Annotated in this window: 11 protein-coding genes; all 11 read right to left on the bottom strand. The window is 36.0% G+C overall.

Annotation, left to right across the window (positions count from 1 at the left end):
- Window positions 1-10: 10 nt before the first annotated feature.
- The 11 genes from QL232_RS15890 to QL232_RS15840 all read right to left on the bottom strand — a co-directional run bounded on the left by QL232_RS15890 (window position 11) and on the right by QL232_RS15840 (window position 21143).
- Window positions 11-5440, bottom strand: a complete 5430-nt coding sequence (locus tag QL232_RS15890; protein WP_281614840.1) for a PKD domain-containing protein — start codon at window positions 5438-5440, stop codon at window positions 11-13.
- A gap of 224 nt (window positions 5441-5664) precedes the next feature.
- Window positions 5665-6057: an AraC family transcriptional regulator gene (locus QL232_RS15885; protein ID WP_281614839.1), complete on the bottom strand. Its 393-nt coding sequence runs from the start codon at window positions 6055-6057 to the stop codon at window positions 5665-5667.
- A gap of 221 nt (window positions 6058-6278) precedes the next feature.
- The gene (locus QL232_RS15880) at window positions 6279-9815 is read right to left on the bottom strand and encodes a two-component regulator propeller domain-containing protein (RefSeq protein ID WP_281614838.1); all 3537 of its coding nucleotides are present in this window, start codon (window positions 9813-9815) and stop codon (window positions 6279-6281) included.
- Between the two features lie 110 nt (window positions 9816-9925).
- Window positions 9926-10546 carry a DUF4493 domain-containing protein gene (locus tag QL232_RS15875; protein ID WP_281614837.1) on the bottom strand — a complete coding sequence of 207 codons (621 nt, stop codon included), beginning with the start codon at window positions 10544-10546 and terminating at the stop codon, window positions 9926-9928.
- 17 nt (window positions 10547-10563) lie between these two features.
- Window positions 10564-12249: a DUF4493 domain-containing protein gene (locus QL232_RS15870; RefSeq protein WP_281614836.1), complete on the bottom strand. Its 1686-nt coding sequence runs from the start codon at window positions 12247-12249 to the stop codon at window positions 10564-10566.
- A gap of 88 nt (window positions 12250-12337) precedes the next feature.
- Window positions 12338-14110, bottom strand: a complete 1773-nt coding sequence (locus QL232_RS15865) for an arylsulfatase (protein WP_281614835.1) — start codon at window positions 14108-14110, stop codon at window positions 12338-12340.
- On the bottom strand, window positions 14110-15456 hold the full coding sequence (locus QL232_RS15860; RefSeq protein ID WP_281614834.1) for a cellulase family glycosylhydrolase: 1347 nt from the start codon (window positions 15454-15456) through the stop codon (window positions 14110-14112). Before QL232_RS15860 ends, QL232_RS15865 begins: the two co-directional genes overlap by 1 nt.
- Window positions 15453-16667: an AGE family epimerase/isomerase gene (locus tag QL232_RS15855; RefSeq protein WP_281614833.1), complete on the bottom strand. Its 1215-nt coding sequence runs from the start codon at window positions 16665-16667 to the stop codon at window positions 15453-15455. The genes QL232_RS15860 and QL232_RS15855 overlap by 4 nt, the downstream gene beginning before the upstream one ends.
- A gap of 159 nt (window positions 16668-16826) precedes the next feature.
- Entirely contained in the window at window positions 16827-18035 is a 1209-nt protein-coding gene (locus QL232_RS15850) for a glycosidase (RefSeq protein WP_281614832.1), read from the bottom strand.
- 81 nt (window positions 18036-18116) lie between these two features.
- A complete protein-coding gene (locus QL232_RS15845) occupies window positions 18117-20000 on the bottom strand; it encodes a sodium:solute symporter family protein (RefSeq protein ID WP_281614831.1) in 1884 nt (627 codons plus the stop codon).
- 6 nt (window positions 20001-20006) lie between these two features.
- A complete protein-coding gene (locus tag QL232_RS15840; RefSeq protein ID WP_281614830.1) occupies window positions 20007-21143 on the bottom strand; it encodes a glycosyl hydrolase in 1137 nt (378 codons plus the stop codon).
- Between the last annotated feature and the right edge of the window lie 15 nt (window positions 21144-21158).

Genomic DNA, 21158 nt, shown 5'->3' with positions numbered 1-21158 from the left:
TTCAAAGAGATTATCTTACACTCAATCTGATATTTTTAATACCATTTGTTGTATATACTCTTACCAAGTAAATGCCTGTTCCCAATGCTCCAACTTGAGCAGTAGGTAGATTTGAGTTAACCAAAGCTATCCCTTTCAAATCATAAACTATCATAGACTCAAAACCTTCTACAGCAACTGTAAATTCTGTAGTTGCTGGGTTTGGATAGATGGATACTTCATCAGCAGTAATCTCAGGTACTAGAGCAACTTCTCTTGAATTTGAACCACTACCTACACTCAAGTAATCAAAATACATATACCCCCAATGTTTGTTGATGGTCACTGTATTATTACCTGCAACCACTTCAACATCTATTGATTTCTCTAACCAAATATTAGTAGGACCATCAAAAAGGATACTACCCAACGAATTACCATTGATACTAACATATTGGTTTTTATTTCCATGTGGTAACAAATAGCTAATATTGATGGTTTGTGTGCCTGCAGTAGAGGTATTAAAAGTCCAAGTAATAGATCCATCTCCTTGCATATGAACGTATGCACCTTCACTAGCAGTAGCATCTGATTCTACAGAAACTGAAGTTAATAATGCATTTTCTGCTTCATATAAACTTGTCTCAATTATTACTTCTTCAACTAACACTGTTACTTCATCTGTATCAGTTAGACCTTCATTATCTGTTACTGTTAGAGTAATCTGATGGGTTCCAACTGCTAAGTCAACGGATGGATTTACACCTGTCGCGATTTCTGCCCCATTCAAAGTCCAGCTATAAGAGGCTAAAGCTCCTTCTAGATCGCTACTAGATGAACCATCTAACGATATGGTTTCAAATCCATTTTGATCGATATCCTCAACAGACTGATCAATTCCAGCATTGGCAATTGGTGCTGTATTATCATTGACTGTTCCTGTACAAACAGTTAGGTTTTTCAATGCATAATTCACTTCTGCATTTGGTTGAGCATCAAATACTAAATAGAATGCTAAGTAGGCCTCATTTGAAGTTTCTTCCGCAGTAAAATCAATACTGTAAGAATTAAATCCAGTTTCAAATGGACCATCAATATTGATACCTGATTGGATTACATCAACAGGACCTTCGTTATCAAAAGAAGAAATTAATGCTACACTCATAGCAGCCACTAATGGAGTACTTGCTGCACTAAAATCAAACGCTACATTCACCGTCTCTCCTTGAGTAATTGATAAAGGAATACCTGTTTGCATCAACCAAATATCTGTCTTACCCCACATTCTATGATTCAATATTAATGCACCACCTGCATTCGATAAGTTGGAACCATTATTCTGATCTGACCACTCGTTTCCTAATGTCCAATTTGATGCAAGTGGAGTACTTTCTGTGGTACATCCCGCAGGTAAAATCTTCACTTTTACATGATCTGTACTGCTCACACCTAAATCGTTGGTTACCGTTAAAGTGATGTTATGGTCTCCCACTCCAAGTGCTACTTCTGCTGTAGCTCCTGAAGCAATTGATGCTCCATTTTTAGTCCATTCATATGTAACAATAGTTTGTTCGGCATCTGTTGAAGCGGTACCGTTTAGCGTAACCATCTCCGACCCGTTTCCATCATGATCATTTAAGAATTGATCTGCACCGGCATTTGCTGAAATGGATTTAGGAACGTCTCCATATACTTCAAACTCATAGATTGAATGCCCCCACTCGATGGCTCTTTGAGTACCATACATTCTGATATGTTTTGCATTGACTGCTGGGAATGTAATAATATCTTCTCCACCTGTACCTGCGTTATTTGTATACACAGAGCTCCAAGAAGTCCCATCTTGAGATACTTGAATTTCATATTGAGAACTGTATGATCCTTCCCAATAAATCTTCACCTCATTGACAGAATATTCTTGATCAAATGCTACAGCAATCCAGCTAGGGTCCTCATATAAGCTCGACCATCTTGTCAATAAATCTCCATCATTTACACTTTCAGCAGTGTTGGGACCTTCTTCTACAGAAGAAGCCGATACTGTTTGATAAAGTGCTAAATTACCTGTTCCAGGTTCATTGACACTCACCACAAAATCAATTGAATTTGATGCTGCAGGAGTTCCTGAATCTGTAGCTACGACTGTTACAGTTACATCAGCAGTTGCTCCATCAACAAAAGCTAAAGTTAACATTCCGTTGTCAACAGATGGAATGACTACATTACTTGGAGAAGTCTCTACTGTATAGTTCAGGCTTGTTCCTTCTGGATCAGAAAATATTGTATTTAAATTTAAATAGTTCTGTAATGTTTCTGCATCTTTGTCTGTTCTAAAACTATTAATAGTTCCAATAATTGTAGGTCTATGATTTCTATTCGGATCGATCGCAATATCAGGGTACCCACCTAAAGTCGCTACACCTGCAAGCATGGCATCTCGATGTATTTCATCGGTATTGTCACCGTCATCATACGTTCTATATTGCCATCCCCATGCACCGGCGTAACCATTATTATACAAAATCTCAAACAAGTCTTCTTCTGCAATTGAGCCTGGCTGATCTTCCACATAGAATTCTCCCATGACTAATGGTTTATCAAGTTCCCAATGGGATGCTGGGTGAACAAATGGAGAATAAGTAGTCCCTGCCCAACTGTAATAATGCACTTGGTAGTAATCTAACGTACCATCCACATCACCACCAGCGGCAATTAACTCTGCATCAGAGTAGTAGTTTTTCTCCACTCCGGAGAAAATGTCTGAATTCGCTTTAAAAGACCAAGCGCCGTTTGTTACTTTTGCCTCAGGATCTTCTCTATGGATTGCTCCAGAAAGTCTATTAATAAATCGCTGAATTGTAGACATTGGAACATGATCTGTGAAATCCCAACCAAATTCGTTACTCATTCCTTCAGGCTCATTGAAGATTTCCCATGATAATAATGCCTCATGATCTTTCAACCCACTCACCATTGGAATTAAAGCATTGTTGATATACGCATCAATGTTTTCCTCATTTTCTAATAACTTTTTTGCTCTTTGAGAAACTTCAATAGGGTAATCCCTTGTATTCAACATATCAAAAGACCATAAACATAAATTCAAGACAACATTATGGTCGTACGCAATGTCTAATACATCTCTTAAATCCTGAATCATTGAAGGCTCAAGCCCAGATGTATACCCACTAGCATCTAGTTCTGGATTATTGGCTCCATTGATGTGCACCCATAAACGCATGGAGTTACCGCCTCTAGTAGCAAAGTCAGAAATAGCCTGCTCATAATACTCTAGGTTTGTTGTTTTCTCTCCAAAATCATTCGCAAAATTATACCATGCTAAGTTACCTCCTGATAAGAAAAGAGACTGATTGCCTACAAGTATTCTATCCATTCTACTGGCATTGAAAGGATCTACTATCACTGTAGTTGTAGTCGAACCAACTGCTCCTTCATCATCTGTTACTGTTAATTCAACAGTATGAGTACCTACAGTAAAATCCTCGGTAATTGATACACCTGTACCGATTTCTGTACCATCTACAGCCCATACATACGATACAATTGTTCCATCATCAGTACTTTCTGAAGCACTTAAAGTAACAGACTCTACTCCATTATTATCAGTATCTGTTGCTCTTGCTGATGTACTTACAGCTACTGGATTTTGATTTGGAAGTGATTCGCTTACCACAATAATAACTTCATCCGTATCCGCATTGCCATCCGCATCTTCTACTGTTAAAGTATAAGTGTAAGTCCCTACTGCTAATTCAAGTGATACAATAGCATCTGTTGCAATCACCCCGTTTTCATCTGACCAAGAATACGAAATCACTGCTATATCATCAGTACTTTCACTACCATCTAAAGTAATGGTTGCAACGCCATTCCCATCTTCATCAATGACTGTTTGATCTGCTCCAGCTTTTGCAACAGGTACATAAACTGGCCCCTCAAAAGGAGGAAGTAATGGAGAAGGAGCACCATTATGTGAGTTCCAATAGTTAGATAAAGCATCTGCCGCAGGAGCATTGTACCATTCTGAATGTTCGTTGATACCGATCACATCATATGGAGCACCTCCAAACCATAAGAGGAAAGAGTTGAATTTTGTCCCTGAATCATCAGCAACATATTTCAATATACCATTGATTGCAATGGCAGCATCAGCCATTTGCTCTTCATCATTTAAGATATACTGACCGGCACCTGCATCATACCATGCCTCAGCATCCCAAACATTTGGAGCTGTTAAACCTCTCCAACCCATACCATACTCTCCAATATGGAGAACTGGAATATCTTCTGGTGCAATACCAAGAGCACCAATTAATACCTCATTGATAAAGTTTTCCTCATGCCATAATAATGCTTGATTTACTTCGTCTGAAGTAGTAGTTGCACCATTTTGAGCAAAGATATCTAAGGGCATATATTGAGAAATCGTCACCTCATCCAATCCTGCAATATACTGTCCAATGGCAGCTCTATCTTCATCCGTTACCCCTTCTCTATCTAGAAATTGACCTTCAGGATTAAGTTGTTGATTAGGTTCTATCCTTTCAAAGAAATCTTGATGCTCTGGAATACTTAATAACAATTCAATATGATGACAGAAATTATGGCTTAACGTAATGTGTTCAGCTACATCACTATATGTTGTGGCTAATAAAACTTCCACTTCATTACGAAGAGTAATCCATTCATTCGGATAGTTCAACATGGCATCCATTAGTTCAGCTCCCAAATCAAAGCGAATAGGCATTGTAGGAGCCCCTGATTCTCGGATTGCTTCTGCTAACATTTGAAGGCCCGGTAAGATTACAATTTCTCTGTATCCAATTGTTGGGTTTGCAGGGTCAAATTGATCAAACTTACCTCTCCAGTCTTGCCCTCCAGGAATTGTGTTCCAATTATCTCTAGTAGTTCCCATGGGCATCGCATATTTAATGGGATCAATGTGAGGTCTATAGTTGATATAATAATCTCTACTGATCAATTCTTTAATCACAGATTTTTGTAAAGCAATACTTGGTGTTTTCTCCGCCCCTTGCCAAGTGGTTATGATTCCTTCTTCATAGGTGTTTACAAAGTAGGTAGGATTAATAGAAACATATTCAATCCCCCAGCTATCCATATTATCGATGTAGGTAGAATAGTTAGTAAAGTGAGAAACATCCCAAGAGGTCCATAGAATACCAATTTTATTGGCTCCTTGTGATGGAGTTGGCGGTTGTGGATCTTGTTCATTGTCTTCACCTCCACCCGATCCATCAGGTACACATTCATAGGTAGGCCATCCTTCACAGACGTACCCTTCTGGACAGTGATCATTAGAAGAACAACTTATTCCCGTTGAACTTTGAGCTTGTACCGTCGCGATACTTAGCCCATAAAGAGAAAGGGTTAGAATTAACCATTTCAAGATGCAACGCATCATTTTCATTTCAGACTTCATAGTTAAAAAAGTTAGTTAAATTACCCTCCCAAGTTGATCATAACGTATGCCTATGAAGTGTATTTTTTTAATTATAAAGTTCAATTTTAAAAATTTACACCTATTCTTTTTCTTATTTGTGTCAAATTGTAATGCAAAAAATAAAGGAACATAAATTATGTCCCTCTATCAACATGAAATGAAATTTCCACAACTATTATTCAATAGTTATTCTTCGCTCTGTTCTAACTGTTCCGTTTAATTTTTCTATATTCTGTAGGTGTCTCTCCATATTCTATTCTAAATGCTCTACTAAAGTATTTCGGATCTGAAAATCCTACTTGGTAGGCTACTTCTGAAATATTTTTATTGGTGTTTATCAATAATAAAGAAGCTTTTTTCAACCGCTCAAGTTTTATATAGTTGACCAAAGTTGTTCCTTTTACTCGTTTAAATTGGCTAAGTAATACAGGTCGACTTACCCCTATTTGTTTTTCTATTTCTGAAACGCTAAATGTTGAATCTAAAAGATGTTTGTCAATGATTGATTCTATTTTAGAGATCATCATTTCATCAACTTCTTCAATTACCGAGAGAGTAGTTCTTTTACTCTTTTTGATTTTTTTATTGTATTTCATATTATAAAATAATAAAACACATAAAATCATAAAGAGTAAAAGAATCAAATAAATCATGTGAATACTGAACCTGTTATCTAAAGTGAAGAGTAGATAAACAGATTCAATAATAATCACAGTAGCGAATAAGAATATTAGAAAAATAAAACCTATTCTAATCAATTTATCTGTTTTCATAGTTAGTTATTTTTATTTCACATTATTCACTCATTTTCTAATCATTAAATTTCAAATCCCAGAATAGTAATATCATCTCTTTGTTCTGCATCTCCTTGATGTATCCTTAATACATCCAACAATAAACTATACTGTTTTTCTAAAGGCATTTTGATAGATTGGAAAAAGATCTTCTCCAATTTTATAGAACCAAATTTCTTACGGTCGATATCGCATTGATCAATGTATCCGTCAGTAAGAAGATACAATCGGTCACCTTTTTTCAATGAGAAATTTTGTTCAGTAAACTTCTTCTCTTTTCTTCTTTTTATTCCTCCAATCGAGATTCTATCCCCAGAAATTTTCTTTAGTGCATGTTCCTCTTTATTGTAGATGTACATCATCCCTTTTGCAGAAGAGAAACATAATTCTTTGCTACCATTCTCTGTAGGGTCGATGCGTATGATACTTAAATCCATCCCATCAGAATTTTTAGAATGCTCCTGTTTTAATGCTTTTCTGATCCCTTCATCTAACTTTTTTAAGACTAATGCAGGAGATGTAATATTATTTTCGTTGACTATTTTATTCAATAAAGACATACCGATCATCGACATAAAAGCCCCTGGAACACCATGTCCAGTACAATCCACTACTGCTACAAAAAGTCTGTTTTCGGTATCTTTTGCACTTAACCAATAGAAGTCTCCAGAGACAATGTCTTTTGGTTTAAAAAGAATAAAGTGATTCGTAAAGAACTGCGAAAACTGACCTGTTAATGGAAGTATCGCTTCCTGCATTGTTTGAGCATAACGAATGGAGTCTGTTATATGTCTGTTTTTTAATGAAATCTCCCCATTGGCCACTTTCAACTGATCCAATAAAGTCGAAATCTCAGTGTTCTTTTTATTTAGTTCAATATTTCGTTCTGAAATCAACTTATTGGTGTTCGAAAGGTTGTCCCTCTGCATTTCAAGTTCTTCCGCTTGTTGCTGAACTTCCTCGTTGATCATTAAAAGATCATCATTTCTTTCAGCAAGTTCCGCAGTCCTTTCATTTACAGTATTTTCCAAAACCTGTTGTTCTCTCTTGTAAGCTCTAACTTTCCATTTATACCCTAAGTAGATCGTTAATACCAACAATAGAAATACTGAAAGTCTAAACCACCAAGTCTGCCAATATGGAGGATAAATAGTTAGTAAGATTTCTTGTTCATCCTCACTCCATAAGCCATCATTATTGGTTCCTTTTACCATAAAAATATAATCACCCGGATCGAGGTTAGTATAAATTGCCTCTCTTTTATGATTAACATAATTCCAATCCTTATCAAAACCATCCATTTTATATGCATATTGGTTTTTCTCTGGTGAAATTAGATTTAGGGCTACAAAATTGAATGTCAATACATTTTGATCATGGTTCAAAACGATCTCATCTGTACTTGTTATATCTCTTGATAGAATGGCTGAGTTAGTACTGGCTTTTACTTCTTGATTAAAAAGTGAAAATCCTGTGAGTACTACTTTAGGAGAAAAAGGATTGATATTGATCTCTTTTGGTAAAAACTCGTTGGCACCGTTATTTCCACCAAAAATAAGTTTCCCTTTTGCTGTTTTCATATAAGACATGGGTATAAACTCATTGCCTTGTAATCCATCGTCTTTGGTAAAATGACGGAATGAATTTTCATCTACATTAAATTTTGTAATACCGGAGTTAGAGCTCAACCATAAGTTGCCTTTTTCGTCTTCTAAAATACCATGAATACTATTGCTCATCAGTCCTTCTTTTTCAGAGTATAAACTCATAAGATCTGAGGTATATTTTTTGATCGGTGATGACATCTTTTCTTCATCAATCTTATTCAAACCTCCAGCGGTACCAATCCAAATATTGCCCTCTTTATCTTCGTGGACTGCATATACCCAGTTGTGCGATAATGACTTGGGATCATCTTTATCATTCATAAAGTTAATCCAACGGTCTTCATTCGGGTAATAAATAGATAATCCTCCATATGTTCCTACCCAAATCCAACCTCTTGAATCTTCATAAACATTGAGAGTCCAGTTACTCGATAACGTTTCAGCTCCTTTGTTATGTTCTCTCTGAAATACTTTAAAAGTTTCTTGCTCTCTGTCAAAAATAGCAACACCGCCTCCATTTGTAGTCACCCACAATTGGTTTTTACTATCTTCAAAAATATCTCTAACGTCATCATGAGGTAGGCTAGATTTATCCCAAGAATTGTTTTTGTAGGTCTTAAACTTTTTTGTTTTGGTATCGAATTTTGCTAAACCACCTAAATAAGAACCGACCCAAATATTTCCTTGATGGTCTTCATAAATAGAAAAAACTGACCACTCTTGTAACTTATCTGGATTTCCTTTTTCTGGGGTATAGTGTTCGTATTTTCCTGTTTTTGTATTTAAGAAGGATACACCACCACCACTTGTACCAAACCACAAGTTCTTTTTACTATCTTCAAAAATAGTTTGCACTGTTGTGTGCTTAAGGCTATTATAATTCATCACCTCTCTTTTGTAAGTGTTGAATTTCTTAAAGTTTGGTTCTATGTAATCAATCCCTTTTCCCGAAACACCAACCCATAAAATATTCTGTTGATCATAACAAAGAGACTTCAAGGCATTCGAAGCAATACTCTTTTTATTTAGATCATCATTTCTGTATATCTTCGTCACCTTATCACTATATGATGATAATAGGTGTAATCCATCAGAAGTTGCCACCCAAACTTGTCTAAAATTATCGACAACAATATCTTGGATAGATGGGTGCTTTAGGGTTTTATTTATGGTATATAAATAATCTATCTCTTTGGTTTGTGGGTGAATTGAAAAGAGTCCATTCTGCAACGTACCCACTAATATTCCTTTATTTTCAGTGACGATTATTTTAGTAATATCACTAGCATTATTATTCACAAAGTGACTTTGATTTTGGTCCAGACGGATCATTGAAAACGCCCCGTTTTCTCTATCAAAAACACTAATGTTCAACTCATCATGACCAATCCAAATATTGCCGTTTTTGTCCTCGGCTAACGCATTGATAGTAGACAAGTACCTACTTTCTTTATTTGATAAATAATGAACCAATAGTTCACCATCTTCATTAAACTTATATAAACCTGCTCCTTTTGTTCCTACCCAAATATCATCGTCTTTGTCTTGAATAATCGAAGTGATTTCAAACACAAAAGCCTCTTCGCCAAAAGGTGATTTATCCATTAATTTTATAAATGATTCTCCATCAGCATTCATCATGTGTAAGTTGGTTGTAGTACCTACCCATAAACGCTGTTGGTTGTCTTCCATTAAGACATTAATGTCATTACTAGAAAGTGCAAAATTCGGATCTGAAGATGAAGTTCTATACACCTTCATTTTATATCCATCATAGCGGTGCAGCCCGTTTTGTGTTGCTGCCCATAAAAAGCCTTTTTTATCCCTGATAAGGTCCTTAACTACCTTATTTGTTAAACCTGAATTCTCATTGATATGGTGAAAAATTTTATCCTGAGAATATGTAATACTAAAAAAAAGTAACAGTATCGATGTATAAATAATTTTTTTCATTTCACTAAAAAGTTTTGTTGTGGATAATCGTTAGTTGTGAATTGATAGTAGAGAAAAGCCTATCCCAAACGGGATAGCTTTTCTATTTTTTGGTTTATACTTAGTAGTAGTTAGTAAGAAATATTTATTAAATATTCCGTTTGATTTTCTAACCCAGAAATCACCTGTTTACCTGTCAAAACAGTTCCGTCTTGTTCTTCTATTGTTGTTGATATGATTAATGCAGAACGCTCTGCATAAACAGTGTTTGATGTTTCTTCATCTATTGTAATTTGGCCATTAGCAGATTCAATAACAGACGAATAAGATTTTGCATTATCTGTAATTTCAGATGAATACGCTAATGTTAGTTTAACATGTTCCATCTTACAGTCAATGCTTACAGAAGTCTCCTGACCACTTTCAATCACACATGCTTCTTCTCCATAGAAATATGGTGCATCGAAAGAAAAAGGAGGTTTCTCCTCAGCACTGTATACTTTTACAGTATAGCTCCCCACTGCTAGGTCAATAGAGGCTGGAGCGTCAGCAACTTTGTCAAAAACAATAACTGCCTCACCTTCTGCATTTACTATAGATAATCCATATTCTTCTACCTCTTCCAAACTTCTCTGGTTACTCGAAAGCTGAATAACCAACTGTCCTTGATGCACTTCATTTTCTTTTTCATCTGAAGTAGTACAACTGAAAAATAGTACACTTACAAGTGCTGTGATAAATAATTTTTTCATGTTTTTCATTGTTTCAATTAGTTAATCACTGATACTTTCTTCGATGTATTCTTTAGGCCATTGACATCATTTACAATACCATCACCCCAATCTGTTAGTGTAGTACCTTCCCAATCTTCAGAAAGGTCCAAGTATTCTACTCCTCCAGAATTTCCTTTCCATGACCAAGCATACCATCCGATTCCTAAACGTTCACATTCTGAAAGAATATGTTCATATGGAATCTGAATTGGTGCTTCTGGAGTTCCACCATGTTGGAAACCAAATTCACCAACAATCAATGGCAATTTCATTTCAACCGCTTTCTCAAGGTTTGAAGTAATAGTCACTTCATTTCTATAACTTTGGTACATGTGAACAGAGAACAGAATATTCTTCTGAGGATCATTATCAATGATTTCCTGTCCATAATCAAAAATCGGTGTCATGTCTTGTCCCCAGCCACTTGCATCAATAACGATGGTATGTTTAAGGCCTGCATTTCTCATCATAGTTACCGCCTCTTTATAAGCATCTCTATATGTAGTTGTTTTACCACTCCATTCATTTGCGATGTTAATTAGAAGGATACTTTCGAACTCTTTCATCACTGCAAGAATATCTGCTCTGACATAAAATTCGGCCATTTTTAATAAGTTTTCCTTACTTTCATCGCCTGTTACATCATGTAATTCGATCATTGGCACCATACCTTTGTCGATCGTTGTTGTGATCAACTTTCTTAGTTGAACACTTTCTTCAACATTATTCCAGTTTTTAGCTTCATAGTTTGTTTGCCAAACCAATCGTACTGCATTTGAGTGATAGGCCGCAATTGGAGTCAACGCATCTAATGCCAATTCTCTTCCTCCGTTATCGAACCAGAAGTGAGCATTGTTAAGGCCTCTAGCAATAAATTCTACTCCATTGGCATCGTATAATTTCCCATCTTTAGTAAAGAAACCAATAGATGTGTTGTAATCTGGTCTTGCTTCTCCCTCTACTGGAGTAATTACAATATCTTTTTCACCACCATCAAGTACAGTTTCATCAACCGTAATTACTAATTTTCCTGTACCTGTATCCACATCAATAGTTACAGTGTAATGTGTTGTAGGTTGGATATTATCAATTGTTACTTCTGCATTCAACTGGCTATTTCCTTCTCCAATAGTTGAATTTACTGTTAAGCTTCCACTCGATCTAAAGTACCCTGATCTTGTTTCGCCTTGCTCGAAAGTTAACTCTCCAAAAGAAGATTTTACAACAGAAGAATATACCGAAAACTGATTTTTTACCACATCTGAATAGGCTACAGAAACCATTGTATTCTGAAGATTACATGATAAACTCACCGCAGTTAATTGATCGGATTGGATCGAAAAATCCTCTGAAGTACCACCATATTGAGGATCATCAAAACCCAATTGTTTAGATGATGTGCTTACTCCTTGTGCAGTATATACACCTGTTGCTAATTCGATCTCCTCTGGTAATTCATTTATTGATGCGTAAGAATCCACTGTCTTGCCATCAACATCAACGATATTGATTTTCATGCCCAATGTTTCTTCATTTTGACGCTGCGAGCTTTGTTCATCAACTTGTTCATCGATAGCGACAGAGAGGGTCAAGTTTCCCATAGTAGTTTCAGGGGTATCTGTTGGTTCTTCTGTCGAACAACTTATCAACCCTAGAAAAAGTAATAATAAGTATGTATTCATCTTTTTTCTCATAATCCAAGTGAAAAATATTTTAAATTATGTTTAGTTTAAAAAATCATATCTGATTGTTTTCTTTCCTGAGACAGCTTTACAGCGTATCTATTCTTCTTGTGATCAATTCTTTCACCTCAAGAGTTCCTTTATTCACTTTCTGTATTTTTATTTCACAGGTAGTTTTTCCTAATTCAGGTAAGGATACCTTCCCAAGGTCTAGAGTTCCCCAAGTTTGTTCTTTTGCTTCCTGTTCTCTCATTACTCTATCCGGAGTTGGTAATGGTGTCGGAGTATAATTTTTTCTGATTTTTTTCTTTATCGTTTGATGACCAATTGTCACTTCTATAATATCTCCTTTTACTACGTCTCCAGCGTACTTTAATTGTAAGTGGAAAGTTGAAGGTTGTACGATAGCAATAGGCCACTGGATTTCAGCATCGCCATCTACTAAGTACCAATCATGTGCCCAACCATTAACGTTGGCTTTAAATTTTAAATCACCTTTAGCACTACTTTCGTGAGCAGCTAGCACTACTCTTTTACTTTCAGAGTATCCTATAGGAATTCGTAAATCTGAAAAACCTGAAGCCGTAACATCTTTGTACCAATCTAGAAATGCATTTTCTAGTTCCTTAGATTTATTAGGTAGTTGGTCTATTAGATTCTTTTTCTCAGAAGGGTCTTCTTTAAGATTATACAATCCTTTCTCTCCAAATTCTGTCGTAAACCTATAGTCTCCCTGTCTCACTGCACCTCTTTCTGCCGTTATTTCAAATCCTGTCATATGTGTATATAGATTTCGGTCTTCAATAACTGCTTTGGAGTCTAATAAATACTTGCTCAAATCTATCCCATCAAATTGGATTTGTTGAGATTTCTCAATACCAGCTAACCCAATTAGTGTAGGCATAAGATCAATATGAGCCGTTGATTGTGTTTTTACAGATGAAGGTATCTTTCCTTTCCATTGAATAGTACAAGGAACCAATGAGCCTCCTTCATGTACTGATGTTTTTCCTCCTCTCCATGGACCATTGTAACGATCTCCTTGAGGTCCATTGTCCGACAAAAACAAAACAATTGTATTTTCTTCTAAATTGTTCTCTTTTAAGTACTGACGAATTCTTCCTAGATTATCGTCCACATTTTTACACATTCCATAAATAGTAGCAATCTTCTTATTTTGCTTTTCGCTATACCCAAAATCAATGTCTTTATAAAGATCATAGTACTTATCTGGTACTTGGTATGGAGTGTGAGGAGCATTAAACGGTACATATGCAAAAAATGGTTGATCTTTATTTTTTTCAATAAATTCGATCGTCGCATCGGTCAAAACATCAGTGATGTATCCCTTTGTCTCTACCATTTCTCCATTATATTCCAATTGTGTATCAAAGTAATTACTCCAATGACCGGAGGTAAACCCAAGGAAAGTATCAAAACCTTGTCCTTGGGGATTTTCAGGGTAATGAGCTCCATTATGCCATTTTCCAAAACAGCCTGTGGCATAACCTGCCGATTTAAATGCTTCGGCAATGGTTATTTCCTCTGCTCTCATATTTTCCCTACCTCTCGTCACAAACGACACACCTGTCCTTAAGTGGTACCTACCTGTTAATACACTTGCTCTTGTTGGTGCACAAACAGGACTGACATAAAAGTGATCCAATACAGCACTTTCTTCTGTCATCTGATCAAAGTGAGGTGTTTTCAGAAACTCATTTCCTGTATAAGAAAAGTCGCCCCATCCTTGATCATCGGTTAATATCAAAATGACATTGGGAGGTCTTTTCTCTTGGGCAAATGTTGGAAACAAAATACCCAAGAGATAACAACCAAAAATATATTTTATTACTGTCTTCATTATTGAGTTACATTTTCAGCTACCACTTTAGTAGACAGTACATTCATTTTCTTAGCATACTCCTTAATCACCTGAATAGTACTTTGGTCTTTATCATAAACTCCATACCAACCTTGTGGTTCATGTGGAGGATCTCCAATAAAGTCATCTCCTTTTTTCCAAAATTCTTTTGGTACTGCTGGTCGTCCTTCCCCTGAGTAAGCCCAGAAATTCATACCATAGATAGGAGCGTTTTCCTGTGCATGTTTTACAACTTCATTAAATACAAATTGATAATATTTATCTCTCCAAACCGTTGTCGCTGTAGGTGAATAATCATCGTTGTCTCTAGCAATCCCAAACTCTTCCAATACTGCAGGTTTTCCTAACTGTTTAGCATCTTGGATATGTTTTGTCAAATAAGTAGTGACTTTTTTCTTTGTCTCTTCAAACTTTTCTTCTGGGTGTGCAGGATCGTACCAACCCCAATTTTGTGCCCAAATATGGATGGTTACATAATCAATTTCATCGATCGTATTATCTTTTAGAAGACTGATACCTGCATCAGGACCTGGGGAGTCTCCTTCAGAACCCAATGATACTAAATGGTTTGGATCAAGTTGCTTAATAAGCGTTGCAGTCGCTTTAATCCATTTGTGATACGCTTCCACTTCGCTATATCCTCTTGGCTCATTACTAAGTTGCCAAGACATAATGGTCGGGTCTTCACTATAGGCTAAACCTGTTAAAGAATTTTTTCTATTGATCAGTACTCTCAAATGGTCATCAAACATTTTTAAGGCTTTTTCATCAGAGTAGAACTGTTTAGAGTAGTCCGTAAATTTGTTCCATTCTTTTGAAATTTGAGGATAAGGAATAGCTCCTTTTCCAGACCATTGTAAATATTGAGGCATTCCTCCCGACCAAGTCCAAAAGTTATTTAATACCATAACGGCTTTCATATCTCTTTTCCCCATCTCCTGAAGTAAAAAGTCTAGACCAACAAATACATCTTCATTGTATTCGCCCGGAGCCGTTTGCATTGTTGGGTGTACTTGAAAGGACTGGTTTTCATCACCTTCTGAAGAAGCTAAAATTCTCAGGTTAGTGATCCCCATATTTTTCATCTGATCCAATTCATTGATCAGACGTTGACGGTTGCCACCTTTTTCCATACCGATATTCATTCCATACCAATAATTCGCTCCCATAAAATAATAGGGATTCCCATTTAGGAAAAAGGCACCATTTTGTACCATAACAAAGTTGTTATTTAAGGAAGTACTTTGCTCTTGAGTTGGTTTTGAACATGATGCTACTACTACAAGCAGTATCATGTATTTTAAGAGTAATTTAATTTCTTTCATTTTATTGATGTTGTTTGTGCTAATTTTTCAAATCGTTTTATACCTTCTAAACATGCGCGACCATTATGATATGGTGCTTTCCATGGGCCTACTTTATCTTCTTCTAAATTAGGTGTATTATTTTCATCAACTCTCCACCACCATTCGCCAAATTCTTTATTGACTAAATGTTCTATCGAATATTCCCACAAACGATGGGCTGCAATTAGATACTTTTCATCATCTGTATTTTCATAAGCATTGATAAAACCTACCATCGCTTCAATCTGAGGCCACCAATGTCTGTCTGTATCTGTGATACCCGTCGGGTCACCTTCATTGACGATAGCTCCATCTTCTGCAATACCTTCAGCTAAAGTAACATCAGCAATTTTCACTGCTGCATCCTTTACTCTTTCTAATAGAGTCACATCACCCAGCTCTTGAGCTGCTTCCTGAATTAACCATGCTCCTTCTATATCATGACCATAGCTAATTTCATCAGATTTCAGTGTCCAGTTTTCATCAAAAAATAATTTAAAATGGAAGGTATTAGAATCCAAGATAGTATCCAAGAATAGTACAATTAAGTTTTTCAACTGTTGTCCTACCTGTATATCTTTAGTTGCTTTAAATAATGTGGTATAGGCTTCTAATATATGTAAGTGCGTATTATTTGTTTTCTTTTCGTTTTTGTCTTTCTCGCTAAGTCGTAAATCTTCCATCAAAACCCATTCTTCAGAATATGCTTCGAAATAACCATTTAATTCTTTATCAAAAGCATGTTCTTCGATTTTATGAAAGAGGTCCATTGCCAGGTCTAATGGTTCTTGAATACCTTTTGCAATTGCATATTCAGAAAAGGCGTAGATAACAAATGCATTCGCATAAATTTGTTTCTTTCCATCTACCTTGTTACCTAAATAATCAACCATCCAATAAACACCACCATGATTTTTATCGATAAATACCTTCTTAATGTAGTCATAGGCATAATCACATAATTCCAGGTACTTATCATCTTTCAATTGGTTATATGCTGCTGCAAATGTCCATAAGATTCTTGCATGCATAATCGATCCTTTGTCGGCTTCTTTGTGTACTATATTATCATAAGTAATCTGGCCAAAAAAACCTCCATTTTTATGATCAATTGTATTTGACAACCAATAGTTTAAAATACCATCCTTAAGTTCTTTTTCTAGCGATATTTTGAATGACTCTCTATTCATTTGATGGAAATTTGATGATGTTATTTTGATGTATTCTGTAGTATATAAAACCCTTAACTATCTATAAATAATCTAATTTTAATAAGGGAAACAAGAAGAAAAAGAGGTGAGATTTAATGAAACTTGCAACTATACCTCTCACCTCCCTCTTCTTATCATTTAAACAGTTTGTCTGTTAGGAATAGTAAGTCCCAATTCGTCTATCATTTTTTCATTCTGATCGACCATATCATGAATCGTCTGCACTGATGTTACCGAACGATAACCATCTTCGGGAGTATTCTTACAATAGTCTATTAACTGTGCTACAGTAGAAGTCGCCACATGCATTCTAGTATCGGATGATGCATAATATATTTTCACTTCTCCACTTTCATCTGCAATCCAACCATTTGCAAAAGCTACATTAGAAACATCGCCAACTCTTTCCTCTCCTAATGGAGCGATAAAATGTCCACCCGGACGATGTGTTACTTTTGTGGGATCTTCCAATGAAGTCATAAACATATACAACACATAACGAAGACCTGCTGCAGTATTTCTAACACCATGTGCTAGATGCAACCAACCTTCTGACGTTTTGATTGGAGCCGGTCCTTGTCCGTTTTTCACTTCTTTAATAGTGTGATACACTTTCGGTTCAATCACAACCTCTTCTTTTACCTCGGCATTTTCCATTGAGTCTGTTAACCCCCAGGCAATTCCGCCTCCAGAACCCGTATCTATAAACCCGTCTTGAGGTCTAGTGTAAAGAGCATATTTACCCTCTACAAATTCTGGGTGCAATACTACATTTCTTTGTTGACCAGAATAAGAGATTAAATCTGGAAGACGTTCGAAGTTTACCAAGTCTTTAGTACGAACGATACCTGCAGCAGCCACAGCAGAAGATGTATCTCCTGATGGTGCATTAGGATCTTTTCTTTCTGTACAGAAAATACCATAGATCCAACCGTCTTCATGCTGTGTTAAACGCATATCGTAAACGTTAGTATCCGGTTCATCCGTTTCAGGCATTAAAACTGGTTTATCCCAAAATCTGAAATTATCGATACCATTATCACTTTCTGCAACTGCAAAGAATGATTTTCTATCCACACCTTCTACTCTTACCATTAGTACATATTTCCCATTGAAGCGGATTGCACCAGCATTGAAAGTAGCATTCATTCCAATACGCTCTTGTAATAATGGGTTCGTCGCTTCATTTAGATCATATCTCCAATATACAGGTGTATGTTCTGCAGTAATGATTGGATGTTTATATTTAGTAAAAATACCATTATATGCTTCTGAAGGAGTATTTTTCTTGCTTAGTAATACCTCTTGTTTTTCAATTATATCGACTAATTTCTCTTTAAAATTCATCTTGGTAATATTTTATACTCTCTACTTAGTTTGTTATTTATTCTACTTTGTATCTCCCTATTGCTTCTTAAAAGCAATATTTTAGTTGGCTGATACTAGTTCTTTTTCTTCTTTATTTTCAGGAACCTTTATTGGTTCTTCAGGCAACTTATCGTACCAATTTTTCTTAAGGATTAGCGTGGTAATAATTAAGATGGCTGCAGTTGAAAGAATTCCCATTTCCTCCTTGATCACAATGTATAGAGGCAATAGTGTTAGCATTGACTGCCATACTATACCCGTTACAACATTGAACATGTCTTTTTTGAAATCTTTATTACTTTCAAAGCTTGGATCTTTCTCCATCACTTTACGCTTTATTGGCCCCCAGAAACCCCAAGGTTTTACCGTCTTGTAGAAATTCATCAGCGTTTTTTCTTCTGTTGGAGCTGTCAGTAAAGTACCTGCAACAGAACCGATTAATGAAACAACAAACAGTAATGGGAAGTAATACAACTCTAAAGTTTCTTTAAACACTAATGGGAAAACCATTGACGCGGCAATACCTGCTGCCATACCCCAGAAGAATCCATGACCATTAAATCTCCACCAATGCCATTTTAAGAAGTTAGCAGCGATATAACCACCATACAGTGCAGAAACTATCCATTGTAATACAGAATTAATATCCTCAACATATAAACCAATAATAGTACTTAAAACTACTACTGAAGCTGATATGATATAACTTGCTCTCATTTGTAGTTTACCACTTGCATTAGGGTTGATATATCTTAAATAAATATCATTCACTAAATAAGCTGGAGCGGCATTTACCGTAGAAGCGAAGGTTGACATAAAAGCAGCCAATAAACCTGCTAATAATAATCCCATAAGCCCTGAAGGAACAAATTCTTTAATGGCCATTGGTAAGATATTTTCAAAATCAAAACCTGATCCAGCAGCATTAATATCTCCACTAAAGTATACTACAGCTAAGATGGTAAACCCACCTATCATTAAGTACCTTGGTAAGAACATAACTGCAGATACAAAACCACTCATTTTTGCAGCTTCTTTAGGCGACTTTGTCGATAGAATCTTTTGCATATCAAAGTTTGGTGCTGGACCAGCCATCGATGCAAAGAATCCTTTAAACAACATCATCATAAAGAAGATAGAAAATGGTGAAAAGCCATCGTTTGAAATTTTATCATTTACGGAAGGGATATAAGCGGACCAATCCATATGTAAATCATAATTGAATAATGGAGAGTTCCATCCTTCTGGTACCATCCCCATTAACGTATCTGCATCTACTTGGAACATTGCAATGCCGGCAATAACGATCGCAGATACAGTCATGATACCAAATTGTAAAACGTCTGTCCAAACAATTGAAAGCATACCTCCCATAACTACATAAAACGTAGCGATAGTTGTAAACAGAATACCATAAACATAAGGTACTTGTTCTGCTGTTAGATCAAATGGCATAAACTGCCCAACATATGACCATGGTATGAAGATCTCGATAAATTTACCAATACCTATAAAACCATAAGACAGAAAACCTAAACAGCTAAGGATAGCGAAAAACACAACAACCATGTGTGATAATTTTCCACCGGTACCATCACCAAATCTTGTTCTAATCCACTCTGCACCAGTCAATACGTTTGATCTACGTAACCAAATCGATAAATAAATCATCAGGAAAATCTGGTTAAATGCAGGCCATAGCCATGGGATCCAAACACTTTTCAATCCATATACAAAACATAGATATACCATCCACATGGTACCAGAGATATCAAACATCCCTGATGCATTGGATAAACCAAGCATATACCATGGTAATGAGTTGCCCCCAAGGAAATAAGATTCCATATTTTTTGAGGCTTGTTTTTTAAGGTAGATACCAATTACTACTGTTGAAAGCAGGTATAAACCTATGATGATCAAGTCTAATACTTCGAGTTGCATAATGAATTAGTTTACTTTCATTTTAGATAATTCAGACTCTAAAAGAATGCTTGGGTCTTCAACAAATTTTATAAAATCACTTGCTGACGAATGTCCTTTATAAGGCACATAGAAATGGTCTCTTTGTTCTTTTTCATAATTCGCATTTCTCCATAGCATCATATAAGCTGCCTTCTTTGTCCATTCATTATGGTTTAACTTTGGAAGTAGTTTTTCAGTAAAGAAAGTGTCATCAGTTACGGCTTCAAGGCCAGACTCTGAAAAAGCACAAACTTTACCTTTCTTGTCTGCAAGCTTGGCTACAATTTCCAATTCATTGATCACCCAAGCTTCTCTTTCTGGTGTCGCATTTTCTCTAAATGCACCGTAATCATCAAAACCTAATACATCTACATATTCATCACCTGGGAATCTTTCTAGGTATTGTTCTTCCGTTTGAAAAGCATCCGTAGAGTACACATAAATCAGGTGGTGTATTTTTTTCTTATCTCTTAAGTACTTTACAGTAAACTGCCATAAGCTTTTGTAATCCTCTTCAGTGACATTTTTACCTCCCCACCAGAACCATGATCCGTTATGTTCATGCCAAGGTCTAAAAAGTACAGGAATCTTTTCTCCATCAATCTCTAAGTCATTGACAAAATCTGCGAATAGATCCAGTTTCTTTAAGAAGTCTTCATGATATTTTCCTCCTTTAAGCATTTCATCAACAACCCTTGTGGTGTCCCATGAACTTGTTTTTGCCTTAAGGTTAATCATATGCCATGACAAAGTAGTTATGCCTCCTCTAGCATAAGCTTCTTTGATATATTTCTTGATGTCACTAAATAAAACACCATCTAAATTTTTATCATTTCCAATTTCACCCATGTCCCATCCGTAAAGACCTGGATAATCACCTGTTACATTCTTTACGTCAGAACCATTGCCCCACCAATGGTATCCATATGCTAAGTCATCTTGATGCCCAAAAATTGTTTTACCTTCAGCCGATACCTGAGATAATTTTTGGTATAATGCGTTGGTTGCTTTAGTTGCTTTTTTATCATTTAGTTTTGGTTCATTTTCCTTATCAGTAGCATTTGTACTACCAATAGATATAAAACAAAACAGAAATAAAGCGATTAAATTCTGTGTTTTCATTATTCTGAATTTTAA

Origin of the sequence: Flammeovirga sp. SubArs3 (assembly GCF_947387565.1) — a bacterium.
Taxonomy (GTDB): domain Bacteria; phylum Bacteroidota; class Bacteroidia; order Cytophagales; family Flammeovirgaceae; genus Flammeovirga; species Flammeovirga agarivorans.
This window is presented reverse-complemented; position numbering and strand designations above follow the sequence as displayed.